The sequence below is a fragment of the Rickettsia koreansis genome, assembly GCF_046532895.1.
GTDB classification, from domain to species: domain Bacteria; phylum Pseudomonadota; class Alphaproteobacteria; order Rickettsiales; family Rickettsiaceae; genus Rickettsia; species Rickettsia rickettsii.
This window is the reverse complement of record NZ_WHLZ01000001.1, coordinates 816,892-836,512: the sequence shown is the minus strand read 5'-3', so window position 1 is coordinate 836,512 and position 19,621 is coordinate 816,892. Positions and strand designations below refer to the sequence as shown.

Here is a 19,621-nt window from a genome sequence, read left to right as displayed (position 1 = left end):
ATGATTTTTCTTAATGATATTTTAGAACAGGATGTTGATAAAAACGTATATATTAATAGAGGTGATGTTATTTTAGATAAAACACCGGTTGAAAAGCAATTAAAACCAATTAGGATTGGTCAAGTTAATAAAGGCGGTCAAGGTGAAAGGATTTACAGCCCTTTCGGTCATTCACTTTATCAGCTTTTGGTGTTGGTGTCGGTGCTAGAACCGGTCTTTATTATATAAGTGATAAGATAAGAAGACTAGCAATCAATGCATGTAAATATTTAATGGGTTTCCCTCAAGATCATTATGTTGCAGATGGATTAAAGGGTTATCAGTAATTTCATAAATAATAGCAAATATATATGACTCAATAAAAAGAGCAGTAAATGCTCTTGATGTCATTCCCGCAGAAGCGGGAATCCAGTAAAACCTACAAAAAACTTGTTTTTTTAGGTTTATTTTGTTAGTACTGAGACTATTTTTTCTGGATTCCCGCTTCTGCGGGAATGACATCGGTATCCACGCTGGCAATATCTTGTGAGTAACTTTAAGTAGCATGGCAACCTAGAGATATTAATGTCATCCACGTAACAGGTATGAAAGATTGTGAATTAGCTAATTATTTTGTATAGTTCTAAAAACAAATTTTAAGAGAGTACTTAAATGGCAGAGTTAAGGTTACCGCCAAATTCAGTAGTAAAAAAAGGTAGAGAGCATAAAGAACAAGAGGAAATGCTTAAACCTAGAAAGATAAAAATTTATAGGTATGACCCTGATCTTGATGAGAATCCTACTATCGATAGTTTTGAGATAGATTTAAGCAAAACCGGACCGATGGTTTTAGATGCTTTAATTAAAATCAAAAACGAAATCGATTCTACTTTAACTTTTAGGCGTTCTTGTCGGGAAGGAATTTGCGGTAGTTGTGCAATGAATATTGACGGTACAAATACTTTAGCATGCATAAAACCAATAGAAGATATATCAGGCGATATCAAAATCTATCCGCTTCCTCATATGAAAGTAGTGAAAGATTTAGTACCTGATATGTCGCATTTTTATGCACAATACGAATCTATAGAACCTTGGCTCAAAACCGATAGCCCTACCTCTTCAAACTCTGAAAGGTTACAGTCGATTAAAGATCGAGAAAAGCTTGACGGTTTATATGAGTGTATATTATGTGCTTGCTGTTCTACTTCTTGTCCTAGCTATTGGTGGAACGGTGATAAATATTTGGGTCCTGCGATTTTACTACAAGCATATAGATGGATTGCCGATTCAAGGGATGATAATACCGGTGAACGTCTTGAAGCTTTAGAAGACCCATTTAAGCTTTACCGTTGTCATACGATTATGAACTGTACTAAGACCTGCCCGAAAGGCTTAAATCCTGCTAAAGCTATCGGTAAAATAAAAAGTTTAATTGCAGAACGTCACGGTGTGTGATGCTTAATTAATTATTTTTAAAAATGATAAAATAATGAAAAAAGCAAGTATTTTCTGTTGATTGTAATAATACCATGACACAAGGTGACATGAATTATTGTGTCGCTGCAGAATATAAGAAAGTTGATAAGAAACTAAATCAAATATACCAAGAAATATTAAAACATATTTCAGACAAACAAGAAATTTATGGATTAAGTACCGAGATGCTGATTGTGAATTTCGAAGTTTTAGGGTTTATGGCGGTTCCGTATATCCAATGGTACTGCTTATGTGTCTTACAGGAAAAACCGAAGAGCGTATAAAAGAATTTGAAGCCATGCTGAAATGTGAAGAAGGGGACTTAAGTTGTCTATTTATAATCAAGACTTAGAACCTAGGTTTTTTTGTGGACATTTCTAGTTGATTTGCTATTTTGAAGTATTTTGTAGCGAAAATTAATAAGATTTTTGCTGGAATAGTTATTCATTTTTCAAAAAAATCTTATAATTTGCAGCAACAAATAGCCAAAATTAAATCTTTTTAGAAATGTCCACAAAACCTAAATTAATTCATAATTTGTAATACTTTAAATAATTCTCCCATTTGTTTCGGTGATATTAGTCTTTTTACCTGTCTTTCTATTATTTGTGCCTGCTCAGACATCTTTCCAAATTCTACTTCTAGAGGTAATTTATACGTCGATCCGATACTCGCATCTTCACGTACTAAAGTGTACGCTGCGGTGCTGCGTTTCGTGTCTTCTTTAAATTCCTCTCTATAAGCGAATTTGGAAAGATGTCTATCATTAAGCTTGTCTTGCAATGTTTGTTTGCGTAATAAGATTCCATTTTCTATTAAAAAATCTCGTTGCGATATTGTATCTATTACGTTTATTTTGCTGTTTTTAGCTACCGTCTTTAATGCATAAAAATCCACATGTGCCGATAAATCAGCTTCTCCAAGATTTTCAAGGATAGGGCAATATTTATGGTTTTTAACCGCTTGTAATGTTTGATTATATTGATATCTAGTTCTACCATTCGGAGCTATATCATAGCCGTAATCTATTATTAAACCACTGCCGCTTAGTCTTTTTAGATGCTGCGCTATAAATTTTATAATTTCTATCGATTTATAAGATTCTTCAAGTATTGCCCCGTCTTTTGCTTCAATATGAGTACGCAGCAGATATTCTTGTAATTGCTTATTAACGCTTATTTTATCATATTTAATTCTTTCGTCTACCGGCTGCACTACAAATATTCTTTCATACCATAATTCCTTGACTTTAATATATTGCTTTATAGGTATAGCATCAAAGAATTCGTTAGCTATTATTATAGTAGGTTTTTTTGGTATATCTTCTACAAATGATTGATGACTAATCGGTAAATTAATATCTTGTAAATTAGCCTTTTGATGAGCAATAAAATTTTTATTAATTTCTATTAGTTCAATTGATAAAGCTTTATAAAATTCTGGTACTAATTTTGCAGTACGTAGTAAATCACGCATTAATAGACCTCGACCAGGACCAAGCTCTACTAAACTAAGACTTTTTGGGCAGCCAATTCTTTGCCACTCTCTGATACACCATAAGCCGATAATTTCACCGAATAGCTGTGAAATTTCAGGAGCCGTAACAAAGTCACCTTCATTAGCCAATGATTTTACTTGCTTATAATAGGAAGTAGGATTTAAGTTTAATATCTCCTGCATGAGGACATCGCAAGTAATATAACCGTTTTGATCAATTAATTGTCTTATTTTGGATTCGATTGACATATTAAATAACTTCCTAAAAGTAACATAGGTACAGATAAAATTTGTCCCATAGTTAAGCTATCTAAAATAAACCCGATTTGTATGTCGGGTTCTCTAAATATTTCAATAGTGATTCGGAAAAGACCGTAAAATGTTAAAAATATTCCTGAGTTTAAACCGCACTTTTTAAGAGTTTTGTGCTTAAATGTTGCATATGCTAAGATACTAAATAATACTAAACCTTCAAAAAAAGCTTCATATAATTGACTAGGATGTCTTGGCATAAAATCGCTATTCGGAAAAATCATACCAAAAGAAGAATTTGTAATACGTCCGTATAGTTCGCCGTTAATAAAATTAGCGATTCTACCTAAAAATAATCCGATAGGTACTACAGGGGCTATTATATCCGTGAGACTTAAAAAATTAATTTTATATTTTCGGCAAAACAAATAAGCAGCAATAGTCCCCCCTAAAGCTCCGCCATGGAAAGACATCCCGCCTTCATAAGTTTTTAAGATATCTATTGGATTTGAAAAATATCTAGAAGGGTTATATAATAAAACAAACCCTAGTCTGCCTCCGACTATTATGCCTATAACGGCATAAGTAATGAAATCTTCTAGATTTTTTTTGGTAATTTGAGGCTTAAATTTTTCTATAATTTTATTTGCATAGAACCAGCCTAGCAAAATTCCTATTACATATGAAAGAGAATACCAAGAGATAGCAAGTGGACCTATAGAGAAAATAATTGGATTGATATTAGGAAATGTCATAGATAAATAAGTTATTTAATTCATTTAACGTCTGAGTTATGGAACATTAAGTAAGTAATTGACGAGGCAATTCAGTTTTTTATTATTTTTATGGGTTGCCGCAGTTGCTTCGTGGCTTCGCAATGACAATATCTATATTTGCTTAGCAATACCAAATTCTTTTGAGTTAAAATTATTGATAAAAATAAAATTCTTAGTAATAATAAAAAAGATTTATATTTATAATAATAATGATAGGTAAAATATGCAATATTTAATGGATCTATATCATACCTCAAGTACTGAGTTAGTATTATTGTTTGTTATGTTAGTATCTCTTATACCGGTGATATTTCTAATTAAAAGATTAATTTTTATTCCTGTAAAAAATTATTTAACTAGACATCATTATGATGATTATGAAAGGATAAAAAAATATCCTATATTTCGTTATTTATTACATACTTTATTAGCACTTTACTTTGTATGTTGGGGAAAGATTTTTCATTCTACTTCTTTTAAAGCACATGTATTACTGGGAATCAAAGATACTATAGTAATCTTATATACTGGTATATCTGTGACGATGTTATTATTAACGCTTATAGATGCTTTTGCAGATCTGTATCACAATAGAATCAAAGCCGTTACAAAAAACGCACCGCTTAGCTTATATTTTCAAATATTAAAAATTATTGTCATAGTTATTGCAGCAATGGTAACTATTTCATATATATTAAATATTTCGCTTAGTACATTCTTAACAAGCTTAGGTGCAGCCGCAGCTCTTTTAACATTTGTTTTCAAAGATACCGTTTTAGGATTACTTGCAAGCTTGCAACTAACTACTCAAGAAATTATTAATATTGGAGACTGGATACGTATAGGCGCAATTGAAGGAACAGTTGAAAAAATTACTATTTCCGTAGTAACAATTAGGAATTTTGACCAATCTATTTCCACAGTTCCTACTTACAGTATTTTAAATTCTAACGTAACTAATTATAGAGGAATTAGTGAATCAGGAGCAAGAAGGGTAAAGAGAGTATTTAATATTAATATGGCAACTATTAACTTCTGTGATGCTACTATTTTAAAAGCACTAAAAAAATCTCCTTATATATCAAAGGATGTAATAGATAAAATCACTCTTGATAAAGACGAGAAAGATTTAACCAACATTAAACTATTCAAATTATATATTCAGGAATATCTAAAAAATAATCCGGCAGTTTATACCGAAGGGTTTACTTTTCTAGTAAGACAGCTTGAACCTACGATTAATGGGTTGCCTATAGAAATATATATCTTTGTTAAAGAAGTCAATTTAGTAGGTTATGAAAATATACAGGACAATATTTCTGAACATTTCATTTCTATACTTCCTGAATTTAAATTAAAAATATTTCAGAATGTAGGAGTGGTATAATATATCTGAAGTAAAATGAAAAGTAGTAAAAATAAAAAAATAAATTAAATTTGTATCCAAGATGGAAGTTGTCTTTCAGCTTGGATATTCACTACTTTTGAAAGCAAAGCAGTATATATACTACTTGATTATTTTCTCTAAATGCTTTAAAACTTAAAGCTTTAAAAATATTAAAATTTAAGACCTAGGAATGAATAATAATATAATTAATTTAATAGCCGCTATTATACTGTCTTTAAGTATAATTTTCGGTTGGCAGTATTTTGTTGTAAAACCTGAACAAAAAAAACAGCAACAGAAAATAGCAGTGCAGAAAGCAGAAAATTTAAAGAAACAACAGTTAAAAGCTTTAGTCGCACCTGCAACTGGTATTGTTGTTCAAGAAGAAAGTCAAGTACAGCGTATTAAAATAGAATCTGAATCACTTACCGGTTCTATTTCATTAAAAGGATTTAGATTTGATGATTTAATATTAAAGAAATATAAACAAGATTTATCTAAAAATAGTCCTGAAGTGAGATTATTTGCACCGGCTAATACAGAAAATGCATATTTTGCTGAAGTTGGTTTAGTTAGTAATTTATCTAGTGTAAAACTCCCTAACAACGATACTATATGGAATAGTGATAGTGAAATATTAAGCCCTGAAAAACCTGTTCATTTATTTTGGGTTAATGAAGACGGAGTTAAATTTTTAATTACTATTACTGTCGATGAAAACTATTTATTTACTATAGAGCAAACCATCGTTAATAATAGTGATAAAGAACTTCCTGTGCAATCTTACGGTTTAATAAATCGTAAATATATTGCCGTAGAGAAAGCGGTGAATATATTACATCAAGGACCTATCGGGTGTATAGACGAGAATCTTAAAGAATATTCTTATGATGATATTAAAGATAAGAAAAGTGAAAAATTTGCAGCAAGTAAGGTTGACTGGATAGGAATTACCGATAAATATTGGTTATCTTCCTTGATTCCGGATAAATCAAGTAATTACAGCTCGAATTTTAATTATGCTCTTAAGCAAGGGACTGAAAGATATCAGGTAGATTTTGTTTCACCGGTACAAATAATAAAGCCCGGCGAAAATTTTTCAATTAAAAGCAGAATTTTTGCTGGAGCAAAAAAAGTAGACTTGCTTGATAAATATGAAAAGCAATATGATATTAAATTATTTGATAGAGCTATTGATTTCGGCTGGTTCTATATAATTACCAAACCGGTTTTCTACGCCATGAATTATTTCTATGGCTATGTCGGTAATTTCGGTGTTAGTATATTAATTGTTACGGTTATAATTAAGCTATTAATGTTTACTTTAGCCAATAAGTCTTATCGTTCGATGAAAAAAATGAAAAATTTACAGCCGGAAATCGATAGGATAAAAAATTTATACAGTGATGATAAAGCACGTTTAAATCAAGAAATTATGGCTTTATATAAAAAAGAAAAAGTAAATCCGGTAGCTGGTTGTTTACCTATACTTGTTCAAATTCCAGTATTTTTCTCCATCTATAAAGTATTGTATGTAACTATTGAAATGCGGCAAGCACCGTTTTACGGCTGGATTAAAGACTTATCTGCACCTGACCCTACTACTATTTTTAATTTATTCGGCTTATTACCGTTCTCGCCGCCGTCATTTTTAATGATTGGAGCATGGCCTATTTTAATGGCTATTACTATGTTCTTACAGCAAAAAATGAGTCCTGAACCTGCGGATCCTATGCAAGCTCAAGTAATGAAATTTATGCCGCTAATTTTTTTATTTATGTTTAGTAGTTTTCCTGTGGGACTTTTAATATATTGGTCTTGGAATAATATTCTATCCATCATTCAACAATATTATATTAATAAATTTAATTAATTAATGAGAATAGATAAAAATTTACCTAATTATCTAACTATTGCTCGAATAATGGTAATTCCAGTTATTATACTGGTATTTTATATAAATAATTCACTTGCACGTAAACTTGGGGCATTATTATTTGTTTTAGCTAGTATTACGGATTTTTTTGACGGTTATATTGCAAGAAAATATAATTTAGTTACAAGTTTCGGCAAGATGTTTGACCCTATAGCAGATAAGCTACTTGTAGGTTGCGTTATTATCATGCTACTAAAAAAAGATAATGTAGATGAGATACCTTGCTTATTAATTTTAGCACGAGAATTTTTAGTTAGCGGTCTTCGGGAATTTTTAGCTCTAGTAAAGGTTAGTGTGCCTGTATCCAGACTCGCTAAGGTAAAAACGTTTTTACAAATGTTTGCTTTATCGATATTGATACTAGGCTCAAAAGGTTCAGGAATTATTTATTTAGATATAGTAGGGGAAATAATTTTATGGATTGCCGCTTTTTTAACAATCATTACAGGTTATTCTTATTTTAAAGCCTGTAAGAAATATTTTTAAATAGGAGAATTTTATGATACATGTAAAATATATAATTTTAGGGTTTATTATAGTGTCTAGTTTAAATCTTTACGCTGCTAACAATGATATAATTGCCAATAAGAAAGTTGTAAAGGTAGAAGTAAGTAATGAACATTTAAAAACATTAAATGAAGCTTCTACTCTTTTAATTAGTTGTGTAGATTTTAGATTAATAGACGGAACAGATAAATTAATGAAGCAATTAGGATTAGAAGATAATTTTGATAAAGTATCACTGCCCGGTGCATCGCTTGCTCTCGTTAACGACAAATATACTTATTGGGGAAAAACAATAGAAGATACTATTGAGATTTTGCAAGAATTACATAACATAAAACAAATTGTTTTTCTTGATCATAGAGAATGTGGAGCTTATAAAATACTTATAGGTCAGGAACAGCTAAATACCAAGGAAAAAGAAACGGCAACACATGCAGCAATTTTAAACAAGGCCCGTGATATAATAAAAGAAAAATTCCCTCAATTAAAAGTTTATACTTTTTTAATGGGTCTTGATGGTGTAGTAGAGCAGATTTATGAAATACCTAGCTAAAAGCGGAGTTGTTGTATGGATAGGTTTATCTGTCATTGCGAGGAAATTGCGTAGCAATTGACGAAGCAATCTCAGGAGTTTGTTATTATTTCATGAGATTGCCGCACAGCCTACGGCTGCTTGCAATGACGATTTTTGACCTGCACAATAACGGCTAAGAAAAGTAATTTATTTTGTATCTTTGCTCTTATTATCATTAGAATCAACAGTATTATTCTTTTGGTCATTTTCTACCGGTAGTTTAGAGATCGATAGTTTTTGTTTATATTTTTGTTGCTCTGCTAAAAAATTTTGAGCCTCTTTGGAAAGGCTGTTATATAGTTCACGTTTCTTCTTATTAATCTTAACTATTGCTACTCTATATTTTTGTATTTCCTCCCGTACTTCCGGTTTTATAGTACCGGCGTAAGTAGAAAAATCATCTATAATTTTTTGTGTTGTAACATCGTTAGTTTTTGCTGCATCTTTTTTTGAGCTGTCAGAAGTTGTACTATTGGCAAAGCAGCTTGTACTAAGTAAAATAGCTATTCCAAATATTATTTTTTTTATCATATAAACCTTAAGCCTTATTCTTGATAAGTAGACCATTTTTAAGTCTAATAGTCAATAGACTTCTTTTGGCACTCTACTTCTAGGGGTAATTTGTACGTCAATCCGGTACTCGCATCCTCACGTACTAGTGTATACGCTGCGGTGCTGCGTTCCGTGTGTCCTCCAAATTCCTCCCTATAAGCGAGTTCGAAAAGAAGTCTAATATATAATAGAAATTATATGTATTTTCTATTTGTATGTTATTGTTTGGTGAGTTTGGTGAGTATAAATATACTAATAGTTGGGAAAAATATACAATATTATAATAATAACGCTCAAGAGTTTTGTAGCAGAACAATCAATGCAGATTTGTCTTATAACTATAAAGCATTTACTAGCTATTTACCTGAACAAGCTCATATCTTAGATGCAGGTTGCGGAGTTGGTCGTGATACAAAATATTTTTTAAGTCAAAGATATCAAGTTACTGCTTTTGACGGTTCAACCGAAATGGTTAAATGAGCTACAAAAGCAACCGGAATATATGTACTGCACTCCACTTTTCAAGATATCGATTTTAAGGAGTCGTTTGATGGTGTTTGGGCTCAAGCAACTCTCCTTCATGTACCTTATAATGAAACAATCAATGTGTATAAAAAATTCATGCTGCATTAAAGCCGGAAGGCATTTTTTATGCTTCTTACGGATACGGTTCAGATATTATACAACGTGATGATCGCGATTTTTACAATATGCATGAAGATACAATAAAACCTTATTTTAACAGGCTTTTTAAAATAGTTAAAATATGGACGGAAAAGAGTAAGAGATTCTCTCCAAGTAAAGAGGCATTATGGTTAAATTTTATTGTTAAAAAAAGTAAAACAATATTATTAGATTAGTTTACTTATTTCTTGCTTTAATAATCAGTTTTAAAATATACGCAAAGGAATATAAAGGCTTAACATATAATCGTTATGAAAAAGATAAGCATGTGATTCATGTGTTAACTATTGATCCTAAGAATTTTGGGTTAAAACTAGTTAAAGCTCATAAGCAGGTTATAGGCAGAGAAACAGTAAACGTTATGGCACACCACACTAATGCAGCTGCTGTTATTAATGTCGGATTCTTTGAAATCGCCGGTAGTGATGACGGCAGACCAAGCCTTACTTTAATGATAGACGGCAAGCTATTTAGTCTTAGAAAACAACTACAAAGTTTGTTAATTATAGGTCAGGGCAATATTCAAATTACCAAGGCTAGTGCAAAAATTTTAGTAGCAATAGGCGATAAATCTGTTATTCCAAATCAAGTTAATTATTTTTCAAACCTAAAAGATATTACTTTCTATAATGATATTTGGGCGTCTACCAAATTAACGTCGTATACTAACAAAGAAATTTTGATTGATCAGAATAGGTCTAATGTTATTGTTACGGCAATAAGTAAGCATGGTGATAATCAAATTCCACAGAAAGGCTTTATATTGTGTCCTTTCCACAAGCAACAAGTTTGCCGGTAGTAAATATAAATGATTCTGTAAAGCTAATTTTGGAATTTATCTATAAAGACGGTAAGCTTATAAATTTAAGTAACACTGCTTCAATAGTAACCGGTATTCCCTTATTGGTTCAAAACGGTAAAAATGTTGTAGATAATCCAAAGCAAGATGATCCGGCTCATGCTTGTACTGCCGCCTTAGGAATGACGGTACTATAGTTGTAGTCGAGCATATTTATAAGCAACATGTAAAAGACCTTAAGCTTGTGCAAGTAAGATCAATATTACGGAAAGAGAAAGAAATAAATGTTGATAAATTAACAATCCCTGAAGCTTTAAAATTTTAGAAAAACACCTTGTTAATTATACTGTGATAGGATTAACTAAAACAGAACTTGCAGATTATATGTTAACTTGGATATGAATCGGCAATCAATTTAGACGGACATTATTAATGGGTGGACAAATTATAAATAATGTAACAGGTGATGAAGATGCAGCTTTAGGCGAACATCTCGTGCGTCCCGTATCCGATGCAATAGTATTATACCAAATAATATAAAGTAAATTTACGTTGCCTTAACATGGAACAATGTCATTCTTGTGAAGACAGGAATTCAGTAACTAAAAGATACAAATATATTTAATTTTTCATATTAAAAGCTTGGATAATGTCGCTTTTTTCTAGATTCCCGCTTTCGCGGGAATGACATACTCAAATTTTAGCTGGAATGATATTTGAGATTTAGAGAACTCTAAGATTTTATATTTTCCTGCTCCATTGCTTTTTTACGCATTTCTAAATATTCTTCTTTAGTCATTATTTTTTTGGGAGCTACATAATCTAAAAATACTTTTCCGTTTAGATGATCGATTTCATGCTGGATAACTCTTGCTAAAAATCCTTCTGCGATACCTTGAATTTGATTGCCATTTATATCATATGCGTGATAATGAATTTTCTTGAATCTTGCTACCGGTCCTGTAGCATTTTCAACAGAAAAGCATCCCTCGTAATCTTCATGTTTATCAATACCTATCGGTGTATATGAGGGGTTAATCCAAATAGTTTTAGGCATTGTATCCTTAAGGTCAGGATGCCATTTTTTTAACTCTGCATCTTCATGTACTGCAAATATTATTATACATTTTGATATGCCTATTTGCGGTGCAGCAAGTCCTGCACAATTTTCTTCTTGATCATATTTCTTTTCTAAAATAGATATATCACGTAAATCTTCTGAAGATAAAGGAAAGTTTAAAGTTTTTGCCTTTATTCTAATAGTTTTATCCTCTGAACTATTTAAGGTTTGAATGTTCAAAGTTACATATTGCGGTAATGAAATATTGTTTTCATTTTTCATATTACTTTTACAACCTGTTATAAAAATTATAGCAGTTAATAATAGAGCTGTTTTTAATTTGGACATATATTTTATTATAATAATTTATAAATAGAAAATTATAGATAGAAACTAAAATCAAGTAAATAAATTGTTATATTACTTTTACGCATCCTATAGTTAATAATTTTATTTAATTTCTTTTGAGAAAAAATCAATAGGTTTGACTTTTCTAACATATTCTAGTAGAATATTTATCTTCAAAATAAATAGAAAAATTTAATTTATGAATACTCCCAAAAGTGACAATTATCTCTCGGAACTAAGCAAGGTAATTTGGCCTATAGAAAGATATGAAAATAAGAAGTTTCTTCCTATGGCGTTTATGATGTTCTGTATTTTATTAAACTACTCAACGCTTCGTTCAATTAAAGACGGGTTTGTAGTAACGGATATAGGGGCAGAAGCAATAAGTTTCTTAAAAACATATATAGTACTACCTTCTGCCGTAATCGCTATGGTAATTTATGTTAAGCTCTGCGATATTTTAAAGCAAGAAAATGTGTTTTATGTTATTACTTCATTTTTCTTAGGGTATTTTGCATTATTTGCGTTTGTTCTTTACCCCTATCCTGATTTAGTTCATCCTGATCCTGAAACCATAGAATCTTGGAGTTTAGCTTATCCTAATTTCAAATGGTTTATAAGAATAGTTGGGAAATGGAGTTTTGCATCTTTTTATACTATGGCAGAGCTTTGGGGAACAATGATGCTTAGTTTATTATTTTGGCAATTTGCTAACCAAATTACTAAAACCGATGAAGCTAAACGTTTTTACTCAATGTTTGGTTTACTTGCTAATTTAGCATTGCCTGTAACATCCGTAATTATTGGATATTGCTTGCATGAAAAAACTCAAATAGTTGCAGAACATCTAAAATTTGTGCCTTTATTTGTTATAATGATAACAAGTAGCTTTTTGGTAATATTAACATATAGATGGATGAATAAAAACGTTCTAACCGATCCTAGACTTTATGATCCGGCATTAGTAAAAGAAAAGAAAGCTAAAGCTAAAATGTCATTAATAGACAGTTTTAAAATGATCTTTACTTCTAAGTATGTAGGTTATATTGCATTGTTACTTATTGCTTACGGTGTTTCAGTAAATTTAGTTGAAGGTGTTTGGAAATCCAAAGTAAAAGAATTATATCCGACGAAAGAGGCTTATACTATATATATGGGTAAGTTCCAATTTTATCAGGGTTGGGTTGCAATTGCTTTCATGCTTATAGGTAGTAATATTTTAAGAAAAGTATCATGGTTAACTGCAGCTATGATAACTCCATTAATGATGTTAATTACCGGTGCAGCGTTTTTTGCATTTATCTTTTTTGATAGTGTTATTGCTATGCATTTAACAGGTATTCTTGCTTCAGGTCCTTTAGCACTTGCTGTTATGATCGGTATGATTCAAAATGTTTTAAGTAAAGGTGTAAAATATTCTTTATTTGATGCTACTAAAAACATGGCGTATATCCCGCTTGATAAGGATTTACGAGTAAAAGGGCAAGCTGCTGTTGAAGTTATCGGAGGAAGATTTGGTAAATCAGGCGGTGCTATTATTCAATCTACATTCTTTATTTTATTTCCTGCATTTGGTTTTGTAGAGGCAACTCCTTATTTTGCTTCTATATTCTTTGTAATAGTAATATTATGGATATATGCCGTTAAAGGTTTAAATCAAGAGTATAAAGTTTTGGTAAATAAAACCGAAAAATAGAATTTGTTAAAATTTAATTTTATAAAAAAAACAAGTTTAAGAGTCTAGCAGTAAATAAATTTTCATTAATTAATATTCTTTCAAAAATCTTATAATTTGTAGCAAAAAAGCTCTTTAATTATTAATGAAAATTTATTTACTGCTAGACTCTTAAACTTGTTTTTTTATAGTCGGAGAGTTTATAATATGACAAATACAAGATCCAAAATTAAAACTCCAAGATCGCCATATGTAAAAAAATATAATAGTTGGCGAGTAAGGATTTTGTATTCTATTATTATAGGTTACGCAACTTTTTATTTTTGTCGTCAGAATTTTAATATAGCAACTCCTGCTATAAGAGAATATTTTGGGGTTACTAAAACACAAATTGGCTGGATATTAACTGCTTCATCTATTATGTATGGAGTTAGTAAAGCGTGTAACGGGTTTATTAGCGATAAAGTTAATGCTCGGATATTTATGGTTTTGGGTCTTTTATTTGTCGGGATCGTTACTATGCTAATAGGTTTTTCAGATTCTTTATGGCTTATAGGAATTTTATGGATAGCCAGTAACTGGTTTCAATCTATGGGCTGGCCTCCTGCAACAAAGATGCTTACTCACTGGTTCGCTTCAAAAGAACTTGGAACTAAATGGGCTATGGGTGCAACTTCTAATCAAATAGGTGGTGCCCTTGCTATGATAAGCTGCGGTTATTTAATCGATAAATTTGATTGGAGAGCTGCCTTTTTTGTCCCAGGTGTAGTTGCTTGTGTAGTATCGCTTTTTTTATATAATAGGCTTCGTAATTCTCCAAAAGAAGTAGGTTTATCTACCGTAGAGGAATATAAAGAATATCCACCTGAAGCTATAGGAGATTATGAGAAGCTATTAACTCCACAATTACTTAAAATGGTCTTTTGTAATAAGCTAATATGGTATGTTTGTTTAGCAAACATGTTTGTTTATATAATACGTTCCGGAGTAATTTATTGGGCTCCAACATTTTTAAAAGATTTACGTAATATAAGTCTTGCAAATGCAGGCTTACAAATCGGTTTATATGAAATGATAGGTATCCCAGGGGCATTAATAGCAGGTGTTTTATCTGATAAACTATTTCAAGGTCGTCGAGGTCCTGTTGCATCCATATGTATGGTATTGCTTAGCTTATTGTTAGTCTTGTTTTGGAAACTTCCTATTCACAGTGAATTATTAAGTATAGTAATTCTTTCTTTAATAGGCTTTTTTGTTTCAGGACCTCAGCTCCTTGTAGGTATAGCAGCTGCTGATTTTAGTACCCGTCAGGCTGTCGGTACGGCTAATGGATTATCAGGGTTATTTGGTTATTTAGGAGCGGCTATTGCGGGAGTCGGCGTAGGATGGATTAGCGATAATTATGATTGGAATGGGGTATTTATATTTTTCAGTATTTCTGCTCTTTTAGGAGGAGGATTATTTGCTTTAATATGGAATCGTTCAGCTAAAAAATACATTTAATAATTATAATAAATAGGTTACAAAATGACAATACAATATACTTTTTCAATGATTAAGCCTGATGCTATCAAAAGGAATAAAATAGGGCAAGTTAATACTTACTTAGAAAATGCCGGTTTAAAAATAGTGGCTCAGAAAATGAAATTTTTAACTAAATATGAAGCTGCATGTTTTTATGATGAGCATAAAGCAAGACCGTTTTTTAATAGCTTAGTTGAATATATTACTTCAGGAGCGGTAGTACTTCAAGTGCTTAAGGGGGAGGATGCTATAACTTTAAACCGCACCGTTATGGGTGCAACTAATCCTGCTGAAGCTGAAGCAGGCACTATTAGAAAAGATTTAGGCGAATCAATTGAGGCTAATAGTATTCATGGTTCAGATAGTGAAAATAGTGCGAAAAGAGAAATCGAATTTTTCTTTAATAAATCTGAAATTATAGAATAATTAATGCTAAAATATGACGTAATAGTTATAGGCGGTGGACATGCAGGCGTAGAAGCAGCCACTGCCTCTGCACGTCTTGGAGTTCCTACTCTCTTAATTACGTTAAAACCGGAAAATTTAGGCGAAATGTCTTGCAATCCAGCAATCGGTGGCATTGCAAAAGGCACATTAGTTAAAGAAATCGATGCACTTGATGGGTTAATGGGTTATGTTATAGACCAAGCCGGTATACATTATAAAATGCTGAATGAGACTAGAGGACCAGCAGTTTGGGGACCTAGAGCTCAAGCTGATCGAAAGCTTTATAAAAAAGCGATGTATCAAATATTAACAAATTATCCTAATCTAGATATATTATATGGAAAAGTGGAAGATATAGAAATTAAATCTTCTAAAATTGAAGCGGTTATTTTAAATAACGGTAGCAAAATTCTTTGTCAAAAAATTATATTAACTACAGGTACTTTTCTATCAGGTCTTATTCATATTGGACAAAAAAAAATTCCTGCCGGTAGAGTAGATGAAGAGCCTTCGTATGGATTATCAAATACATTAAAACAAATAGGTTTTAAACTGGCTCGTTTAAAAACAGGTACACCGCCTCGCATTGATGGACGTACTATTGATTATAGTAAAACAATTTTACAACCCGGCGATAAAATTCCTCGTCCTTTTTCTGAATTAACAAATATTGTTAATGTTTCTCAGATAAATTGTTTTATCACAAAAACAACCTCAGAAACTCATGATATTATACGTGAGAATCTTGATAAATCCGCAATGTATTCAGGGCAAATAGAAGGAATAGGACCGCGATATTGTCCTTCTATTGAAGATAAAATAGTCAGATTTAGTACAAAATCAGAACATCGTATATTTTTAGAACCTGAAGGGTTAGATGATTATACGATTTATCCAAACGGTATTTCTACTTCTTTGCCTGAAGATGTGCAACATAAATTAATCAAAACAATACCAGGATTAGAAAATGTAAAGATTTTACGTCCAGGTTATGCTATAGAATATGATTATGTTGATCCACGTGAAATAAGTGTTACGCTAGAGACAAAAAAAATAGCTGGATTGTATTTGGCCGGGCAAATTAACGGTACTACAGGATATGAGGAAGCCGCAGGGCAAGGTATAATAGCTGGTATAAATGCTGCTTTAGCAGTAAAAGATCAAGCACCGTTTATGTTAACAAGAGCAAACAGTTATATTGGAGTAATGATTGACGATTTAACAACATTTGGTACTATAGAACCTTATCGTATGTTTACTTCTCGCTCAGAATATAGATTATCTTTAAGAGCAGATAACTCTGATTTACGTTTAACAGAATTAGGTATGAACATTGGAGTCGTATCAGAAAAACGTAAAAAAATATTCACAAAAAAATGTGAAGATATAGAAAAAATAAAATCATTATTAAATACCTTGTCTTTAACTACTAGTAAACTTGCTAAAATGGGTATACAGGTTGCACAGGATGGTACATATAAAACAGTATTAGACTTATTTAAAATACCTAATTTTAATGTTGAACAAGCTATTAAAATTTTTCCTATACTTAAAGAAACACAAAATAATAACATTTTGCAATTACTCTATATTGAAGCAAAATATGCTTCATATTTAACTAGACAACACGCAGATATTAATTTATTTCAAAGTGAAGAGGCGCAGTTCATACCTAAAAATATTGACTATTTTAATATACCAAGTATATCATTAGAGATACAGGAAAAACTTTCTTCCTATAAACCTACTACTATTGGTGTAGCACGTCGAATTCCAGGGATTACACCTGCAGCAATTACGGCTATTATAATTTATTTAAAAACTAAATATAGTGATGAAAGTTCCACGTGAAATAATTGAAAAGTTAGAAATTTTTCAAAAGTTAGTTAAAAAATGGAATAAATCAATCAATCTTGTATCGGATAATACTATACATAATTTTTGGCAACGTCATATATTAGACTCATTACAATTAATACAATATATTGATAATAAAGACATACATTTGGTTGATATAGGAAGCGGTTCCGGTTTGCCTGGTATAGTATTATCTATAGCGGGGGTAACGCAAGTAAGTTTAATAGAAGCTGATTTACGTAAATGTATATTTTTAGAAAAAGCATCAAAGATATCAAATAATAATATACAAATAATCAATCAAAGAATAGAAAAAGTAGAAATAGATTGTAGTATATTAACTTGTAGAGCTTTCTCTAACTTAAATACAATATTTAATTGCATAAAAAATATTTCAGTACGAGAAAAATTTTTGTTATTAAAAGGAAAAAATTATTTAACTGAAATAGTAGAAGCTAAAGAGAGATGGTTATTTGGTTATTTAATACATCAAAGTATTACTTGTGAAGAAGGGAAAATTCTAGAAGTTAGTAATTTAACAAAAATGATATGAAAGTAATTGCTATTGTTAATCAAAAAGGAGGGGTAGCTAAAACTACAACTACTGTAAATTTAGCTACAGCTTTTGCTGCTGTAAATAAAAAAATTTTAGTTATAGATCTTGATCCTCAAGGGAATAGTAGTACCGGTTTTGGAATTAGTCAGCAACAACGCAAAAATACTATATACCAAGTATTAACAAATTTAATAGAATTGCAAGATGCAATAATTTCTACAGATATACCAAATTTAGAAATAATTACTTCAAACACTAATCTATCTGCGGCTGAATTAGACTTAACAAAATTAAAGGACCGAGAATATATTTTAATGAAGCTATTGGCAGAAATAAAAATATTATATGATTATATAATTATTGATTGCCCTCCTTCATTAAATTTATTAACGGTAAACGCTTTAGTTGCAAGCGATGAAGTACTGATTCCAATGCAATGTGATTTTTATTCTTTAGAAGGATTAAGTCATTTGTTAAAAACAATTGAAATTGTAGAGAAAAAATTAAATCCTAAGATAAAGATTGCAGGTATATTATTTACAATGTATGATAAGCGTAATCGTTTAACTGAACAAGTAGAAGATGATGTTAGAAAATGCTTAGGAGAATTAGTATTTAAAACCGTTATTCCAAGAAATATTAAACTATCTGAAGCTCCTTCATATGGAAAACCGGCTATTATATATGATTATAAATGTTCGGGAGCAGTTGCATATATAGAACTTACAAAAGAAATCTTAGAAAGATATGGCGAAAAATAAAGGACTAGGAAGAGGATTATCTTCATTACTTGGAGAAGAAGTTATTTCTATAGAATCAGAAATAGTACAAATAATCAATATTGATAAAATAAGACCAAACGAAAATCAGCCTAGAAAAAACTTTGAATATGATAAAATAAAAGAATTAGCAGATTCTATATTGAATAATGGTTTATTACAGCCTATTATTGTTGATAATAATTTCCAAATTATAGCAGGAGAGCGACGCTGGCGTGCATGTAAATTAGCAAAAGTTTTAGAGATACCGGTAATTATAAAAAATTTAGATGCTAGAGAGAGTATGGAAATAGCATTAATTGAGAACATACAAAGAACTGATTTAACAGTGATGGAAGAAGCTCGTAGCTTTAAATATTTAATAGAAAATTTTAATTATACGGCAGAAAAATTAGCTGAAAGGCTTGGTAAAAGTCGTAGTCATATAACTAATTTAGTAAGGCTTAATAATTTGCCGCAGTCTATTCAAGATAAAGTAAATGAAAATATACTAAGTATGGGTCAAGCTCGGTGTTTAATAAATCATGAACATGCAGAAGTAATAGCCGATCATATTATAAATAATGATTTAAATGTACGTCAAACAGAAGAACTAGTAAGACAATGGTATAAGAATGAGTATACAAAATCCCCGAACAATAATAACAAAATAGGAAAGCGTTTTTTAAAGGACAAAGCTACGGATAATGATTTAGAATTATTAGTAAAAGCTTTATCCGAAAAATTTGGTATAAAAATAACAATAGAAAATTATCCATTAGGCGGAAAATTAATATTTCATTATAAAGATTTGGAAGAATTAGACTTGATATTATTAAAATTAAATTAAAATGCCAGCATTTTATTTCTTAAGATAAATATCTAAACGAGAAAAACAATGATAGAAATTACAATTTCTGATTTTGAATTATATGATCATAGAGCAATAAATTCATACAATACAGTAGTAAATA

21 protein-coding genes and 2 pseudogenes are annotated in these 19,621 nt (G+C 30.8%); 18 read left to right on the top strand and 5 right to left on the bottom strand.

The genetic code is table 11. The features are described 5' to 3' along the window. The 3 genes and pseudogenes from GCO76_RS04615 to GCO76_RS04605 all read left to right on the top strand — a co-directional run bounded on the left by GCO76_RS04615 (position 1) and on the right by GCO76_RS04605 (position 1,810). Positions 1-228 (top strand): hypothetical protein, encoded by a 228-nt coding sequence (locus GCO76_RS04615; RefSeq protein WP_410956323.1) that lies wholly within the window; start codon positions 1-3, stop codon positions 226-228. Between the two features lie 423 nt (positions 229-651). Then, entirely contained in the window at positions 652-1,437 is a 786-nt protein-coding gene (locus tag GCO76_RS04610; RefSeq protein ID WP_410956322.1) for a succinate dehydrogenase iron-sulfur subunit, read from the top strand. A gap of 74 nt (positions 1,438-1,511) precedes the next feature. Beyond that, positions 1,512-1,810: pseudogene (locus tag GCO76_RS04605) on the top strand (lysozyme inhibitor LprI family protein). Between the two features lie 173 nt (positions 1,811-1,983). On the opposite strand, the gene GCO76_RS04600 reads toward GCO76_RS04605, so the two are convergent. Together GCO76_RS04600 and lgt are read right to left on the bottom strand one after the other, a co-directional pair. After that, positions 1,984-3,204: a class I SAM-dependent methyltransferase gene (locus tag GCO76_RS04600; RefSeq protein WP_410956321.1), complete on the bottom strand. Its 1,221-nt coding sequence runs from the start codon at positions 3,202-3,204 to the stop codon at positions 1,984-1,986. Then, on the bottom strand, positions 3,183-3,962 hold the full coding sequence (gene lgt / locus GCO76_RS04595) for a prolipoprotein diacylglyceryl transferase (protein WP_014013794.1): 780 nt from the start codon (positions 3,960-3,962) through the stop codon (positions 3,183-3,185). Before lgt ends, GCO76_RS04600 begins: the two co-directional genes overlap by 22 nt. 244 nt (positions 3,963-4,206) lie before the next feature. Here lgt and GCO76_RS04590 point away from each other — a divergent pair, with 244 nt between their 5' ends. The 4 genes from GCO76_RS04590 (at position 4,207) to GCO76_RS04575 (ending at position 8,366) form a co-directional block, all read left to right on the top strand. Continuing rightward, on the top strand, positions 4,207-5,370 hold the full coding sequence (locus GCO76_RS04590; RefSeq protein WP_410956320.1) for a mechanosensitive ion channel family protein: 1,164 nt from the start codon (positions 4,207-4,209) through the stop codon (positions 5,368-5,370). Between the two features lie 190 nt (positions 5,371-5,560). After that, on the top strand, positions 5,561-7,243 hold the full coding sequence (gene yidC, locus GCO76_RS04585; protein ID WP_410956319.1) for a membrane protein insertase YidC: 1,683 nt from the start codon (positions 5,561-5,563) through the stop codon (positions 7,241-7,243). Positions 7,244-7,246: 3 nt separating this feature from the next. Continuing rightward, complete coding sequence (pgsA, locus tag GCO76_RS04580) at positions 7,247-7,792, top strand: CDP-diacylglycerol--glycerol-3-phosphate 3-phosphatidyltransferase (protein ID WP_392505898.1); 546 nt, start codon at positions 7,247-7,249, stop codon at positions 7,790-7,792. Between the two features lie 13 nt (positions 7,793-7,805). After that, on the top strand, positions 7,806-8,366 hold the full coding sequence (locus tag GCO76_RS04575) for a carbonic anhydrase (protein WP_410956318.1): 561 nt from the start codon (positions 7,806-7,808) through the stop codon (positions 8,364-8,366). Positions 8,367-8,534: 168 nt separating this feature from the next. Here GCO76_RS04575 and GCO76_RS04570 read toward each other — a convergent pair whose 3' ends face one another. Both GCO76_RS04570 and GCO76_RS04565 read right to left on the bottom strand, forming a co-directional pair. Beyond that, on the bottom strand, positions 8,535-8,918 hold the full coding sequence (locus GCO76_RS04570) for a hypothetical protein (RefSeq protein WP_410956317.1): 384 nt from the start codon (positions 8,916-8,918) through the stop codon (positions 8,535-8,537). A gap of 50 nt (positions 8,919-8,968) precedes the next feature. After that, positions 8,969-9,118 (bottom strand): annotated as a pseudogene (locus tag GCO76_RS04565) (palindromic element RPE1 domain-containing protein); the annotation flags it as partial. Positions 9,119-9,176: 58 nt separating this feature from the next. Here GCO76_RS04565 and GCO76_RS04560 point away from each other — a divergent pair. From GCO76_RS04560 to GCO76_RS04545, 4 genes are all read left to right on the top strand, one after another. Then, on the top strand, positions 9,177-9,419 hold the full coding sequence (locus tag GCO76_RS04560) for a class I SAM-dependent methyltransferase (RefSeq protein ID WP_410956316.1): 243 nt from the start codon (positions 9,177-9,179) through the stop codon (positions 9,417-9,419). A gap of 230 nt (positions 9,420-9,649) precedes the next feature. Then, positions 9,650-9,799, top strand: a complete 150-nt coding sequence (locus GCO76_RS04555) for a tellurite resistance-like protein (RefSeq protein WP_410956315.1) — start codon at positions 9,650-9,652, stop codon at positions 9,797-9,799. 101 nt (positions 9,800-9,900) lie between these two features. Beyond that, on the top strand, positions 9,901-10,422 hold the full coding sequence (locus GCO76_RS04550) for a hypothetical protein (RefSeq protein WP_410956314.1): 522 nt from the start codon (positions 9,901-9,903) through the stop codon (positions 10,420-10,422). Next, on the top strand, positions 10,389-10,619 hold the full coding sequence (locus tag GCO76_RS04545) for a hypothetical protein (protein WP_410956313.1): 231 nt from the start codon (positions 10,389-10,391) through the stop codon (positions 10,617-10,619). The genes GCO76_RS04550 and GCO76_RS04545 overlap by 34 nt, the downstream gene beginning before the upstream one ends. 536 nt (positions 10,620-11,155) lie before the next feature. On the opposite strand, the gene GCO76_RS04540 is transcribed toward GCO76_RS04545, so the two are convergent. Continuing rightward, positions 11,156-11,830 carry a peptide deformylase gene (locus tag GCO76_RS04540; protein ID WP_410956312.1) on the bottom strand — a complete coding sequence of 225 codons (675 nt, stop codon included), beginning with the start codon at positions 11,828-11,830 and terminating at the stop codon, positions 11,156-11,158. 199 nt (positions 11,831-12,029) lie between these two features. On the opposite strand from GCO76_RS04540, the gene tlc1 reads away from it, so the two are divergent. The 7 genes from tlc1 (at position 12,030) to GCO76_RS04505 (ending at position 19,497) form a co-directional block, all read left to right on the top strand. Next, a complete protein-coding gene (gene tlc1 / locus GCO76_RS04535) occupies positions 12,030-13,526 on the top strand; it encodes an ATP/ADP exchange transporter Tlc1 (RefSeq protein ID WP_410956311.1) in 1,497 nt (498 codons plus the stop codon). A gap of 186 nt (positions 13,527-13,712) precedes the next feature. Beyond that, on the top strand, positions 13,713-15,008 hold the full coding sequence (locus GCO76_RS04530) for an MFS transporter (RefSeq protein ID WP_410956310.1): 1,296 nt from the start codon (positions 13,713-13,715) through the stop codon (positions 15,006-15,008). Between the two features lie 24 nt (positions 15,009-15,032). Continuing rightward, entirely contained in the window at positions 15,033-15,455 is a 423-nt protein-coding gene (ndk, locus tag GCO76_RS04525) for a nucleoside-diphosphate kinase (RefSeq protein WP_410956309.1), read from the top strand. Positions 15,456-15,458: 3 nt separating this feature from the next. Further along, positions 15,459-17,327: a tRNA uridine-5-carboxymethylaminomethyl(34) synthesis enzyme MnmG gene (gene mnmG / locus GCO76_RS04520; protein ID WP_410956308.1), complete on the top strand. Its 1,869-nt coding sequence runs from the start codon at positions 15,459-15,461 to the stop codon at positions 17,325-17,327. Continuing rightward, positions 17,308-17,886, top strand: coding sequence for a 16S rRNA (guanine(527)-N(7))-methyltransferase RsmG (gene rsmG / locus GCO76_RS04515; protein ID WP_410956307.1), 579 nt, complete (start codon positions 17,308-17,310; stop codon positions 17,884-17,886). Before mnmG ends, rsmG begins: the two co-directional genes overlap by 20 nt. Further along, positions 17,883-18,650, top strand: a complete 768-nt coding sequence (locus GCO76_RS04510; protein ID WP_010976770.1) for a ParA family protein — start codon at positions 17,883-17,885, stop codon at positions 18,648-18,650. The genes rsmG and GCO76_RS04510 overlap by 4 nt, the downstream gene beginning before the upstream one ends. Beyond that, positions 18,637-19,497, top strand: a complete 861-nt coding sequence (locus tag GCO76_RS04505; protein ID WP_410956306.1) for a ParB/RepB/Spo0J family partition protein — start codon at positions 18,637-18,639, stop codon at positions 19,495-19,497. The genes GCO76_RS04510 and GCO76_RS04505 overlap by 14 nt, the downstream gene beginning before the upstream one ends. Positions 19,498-19,621: the final 124 nt, after the last annotated feature.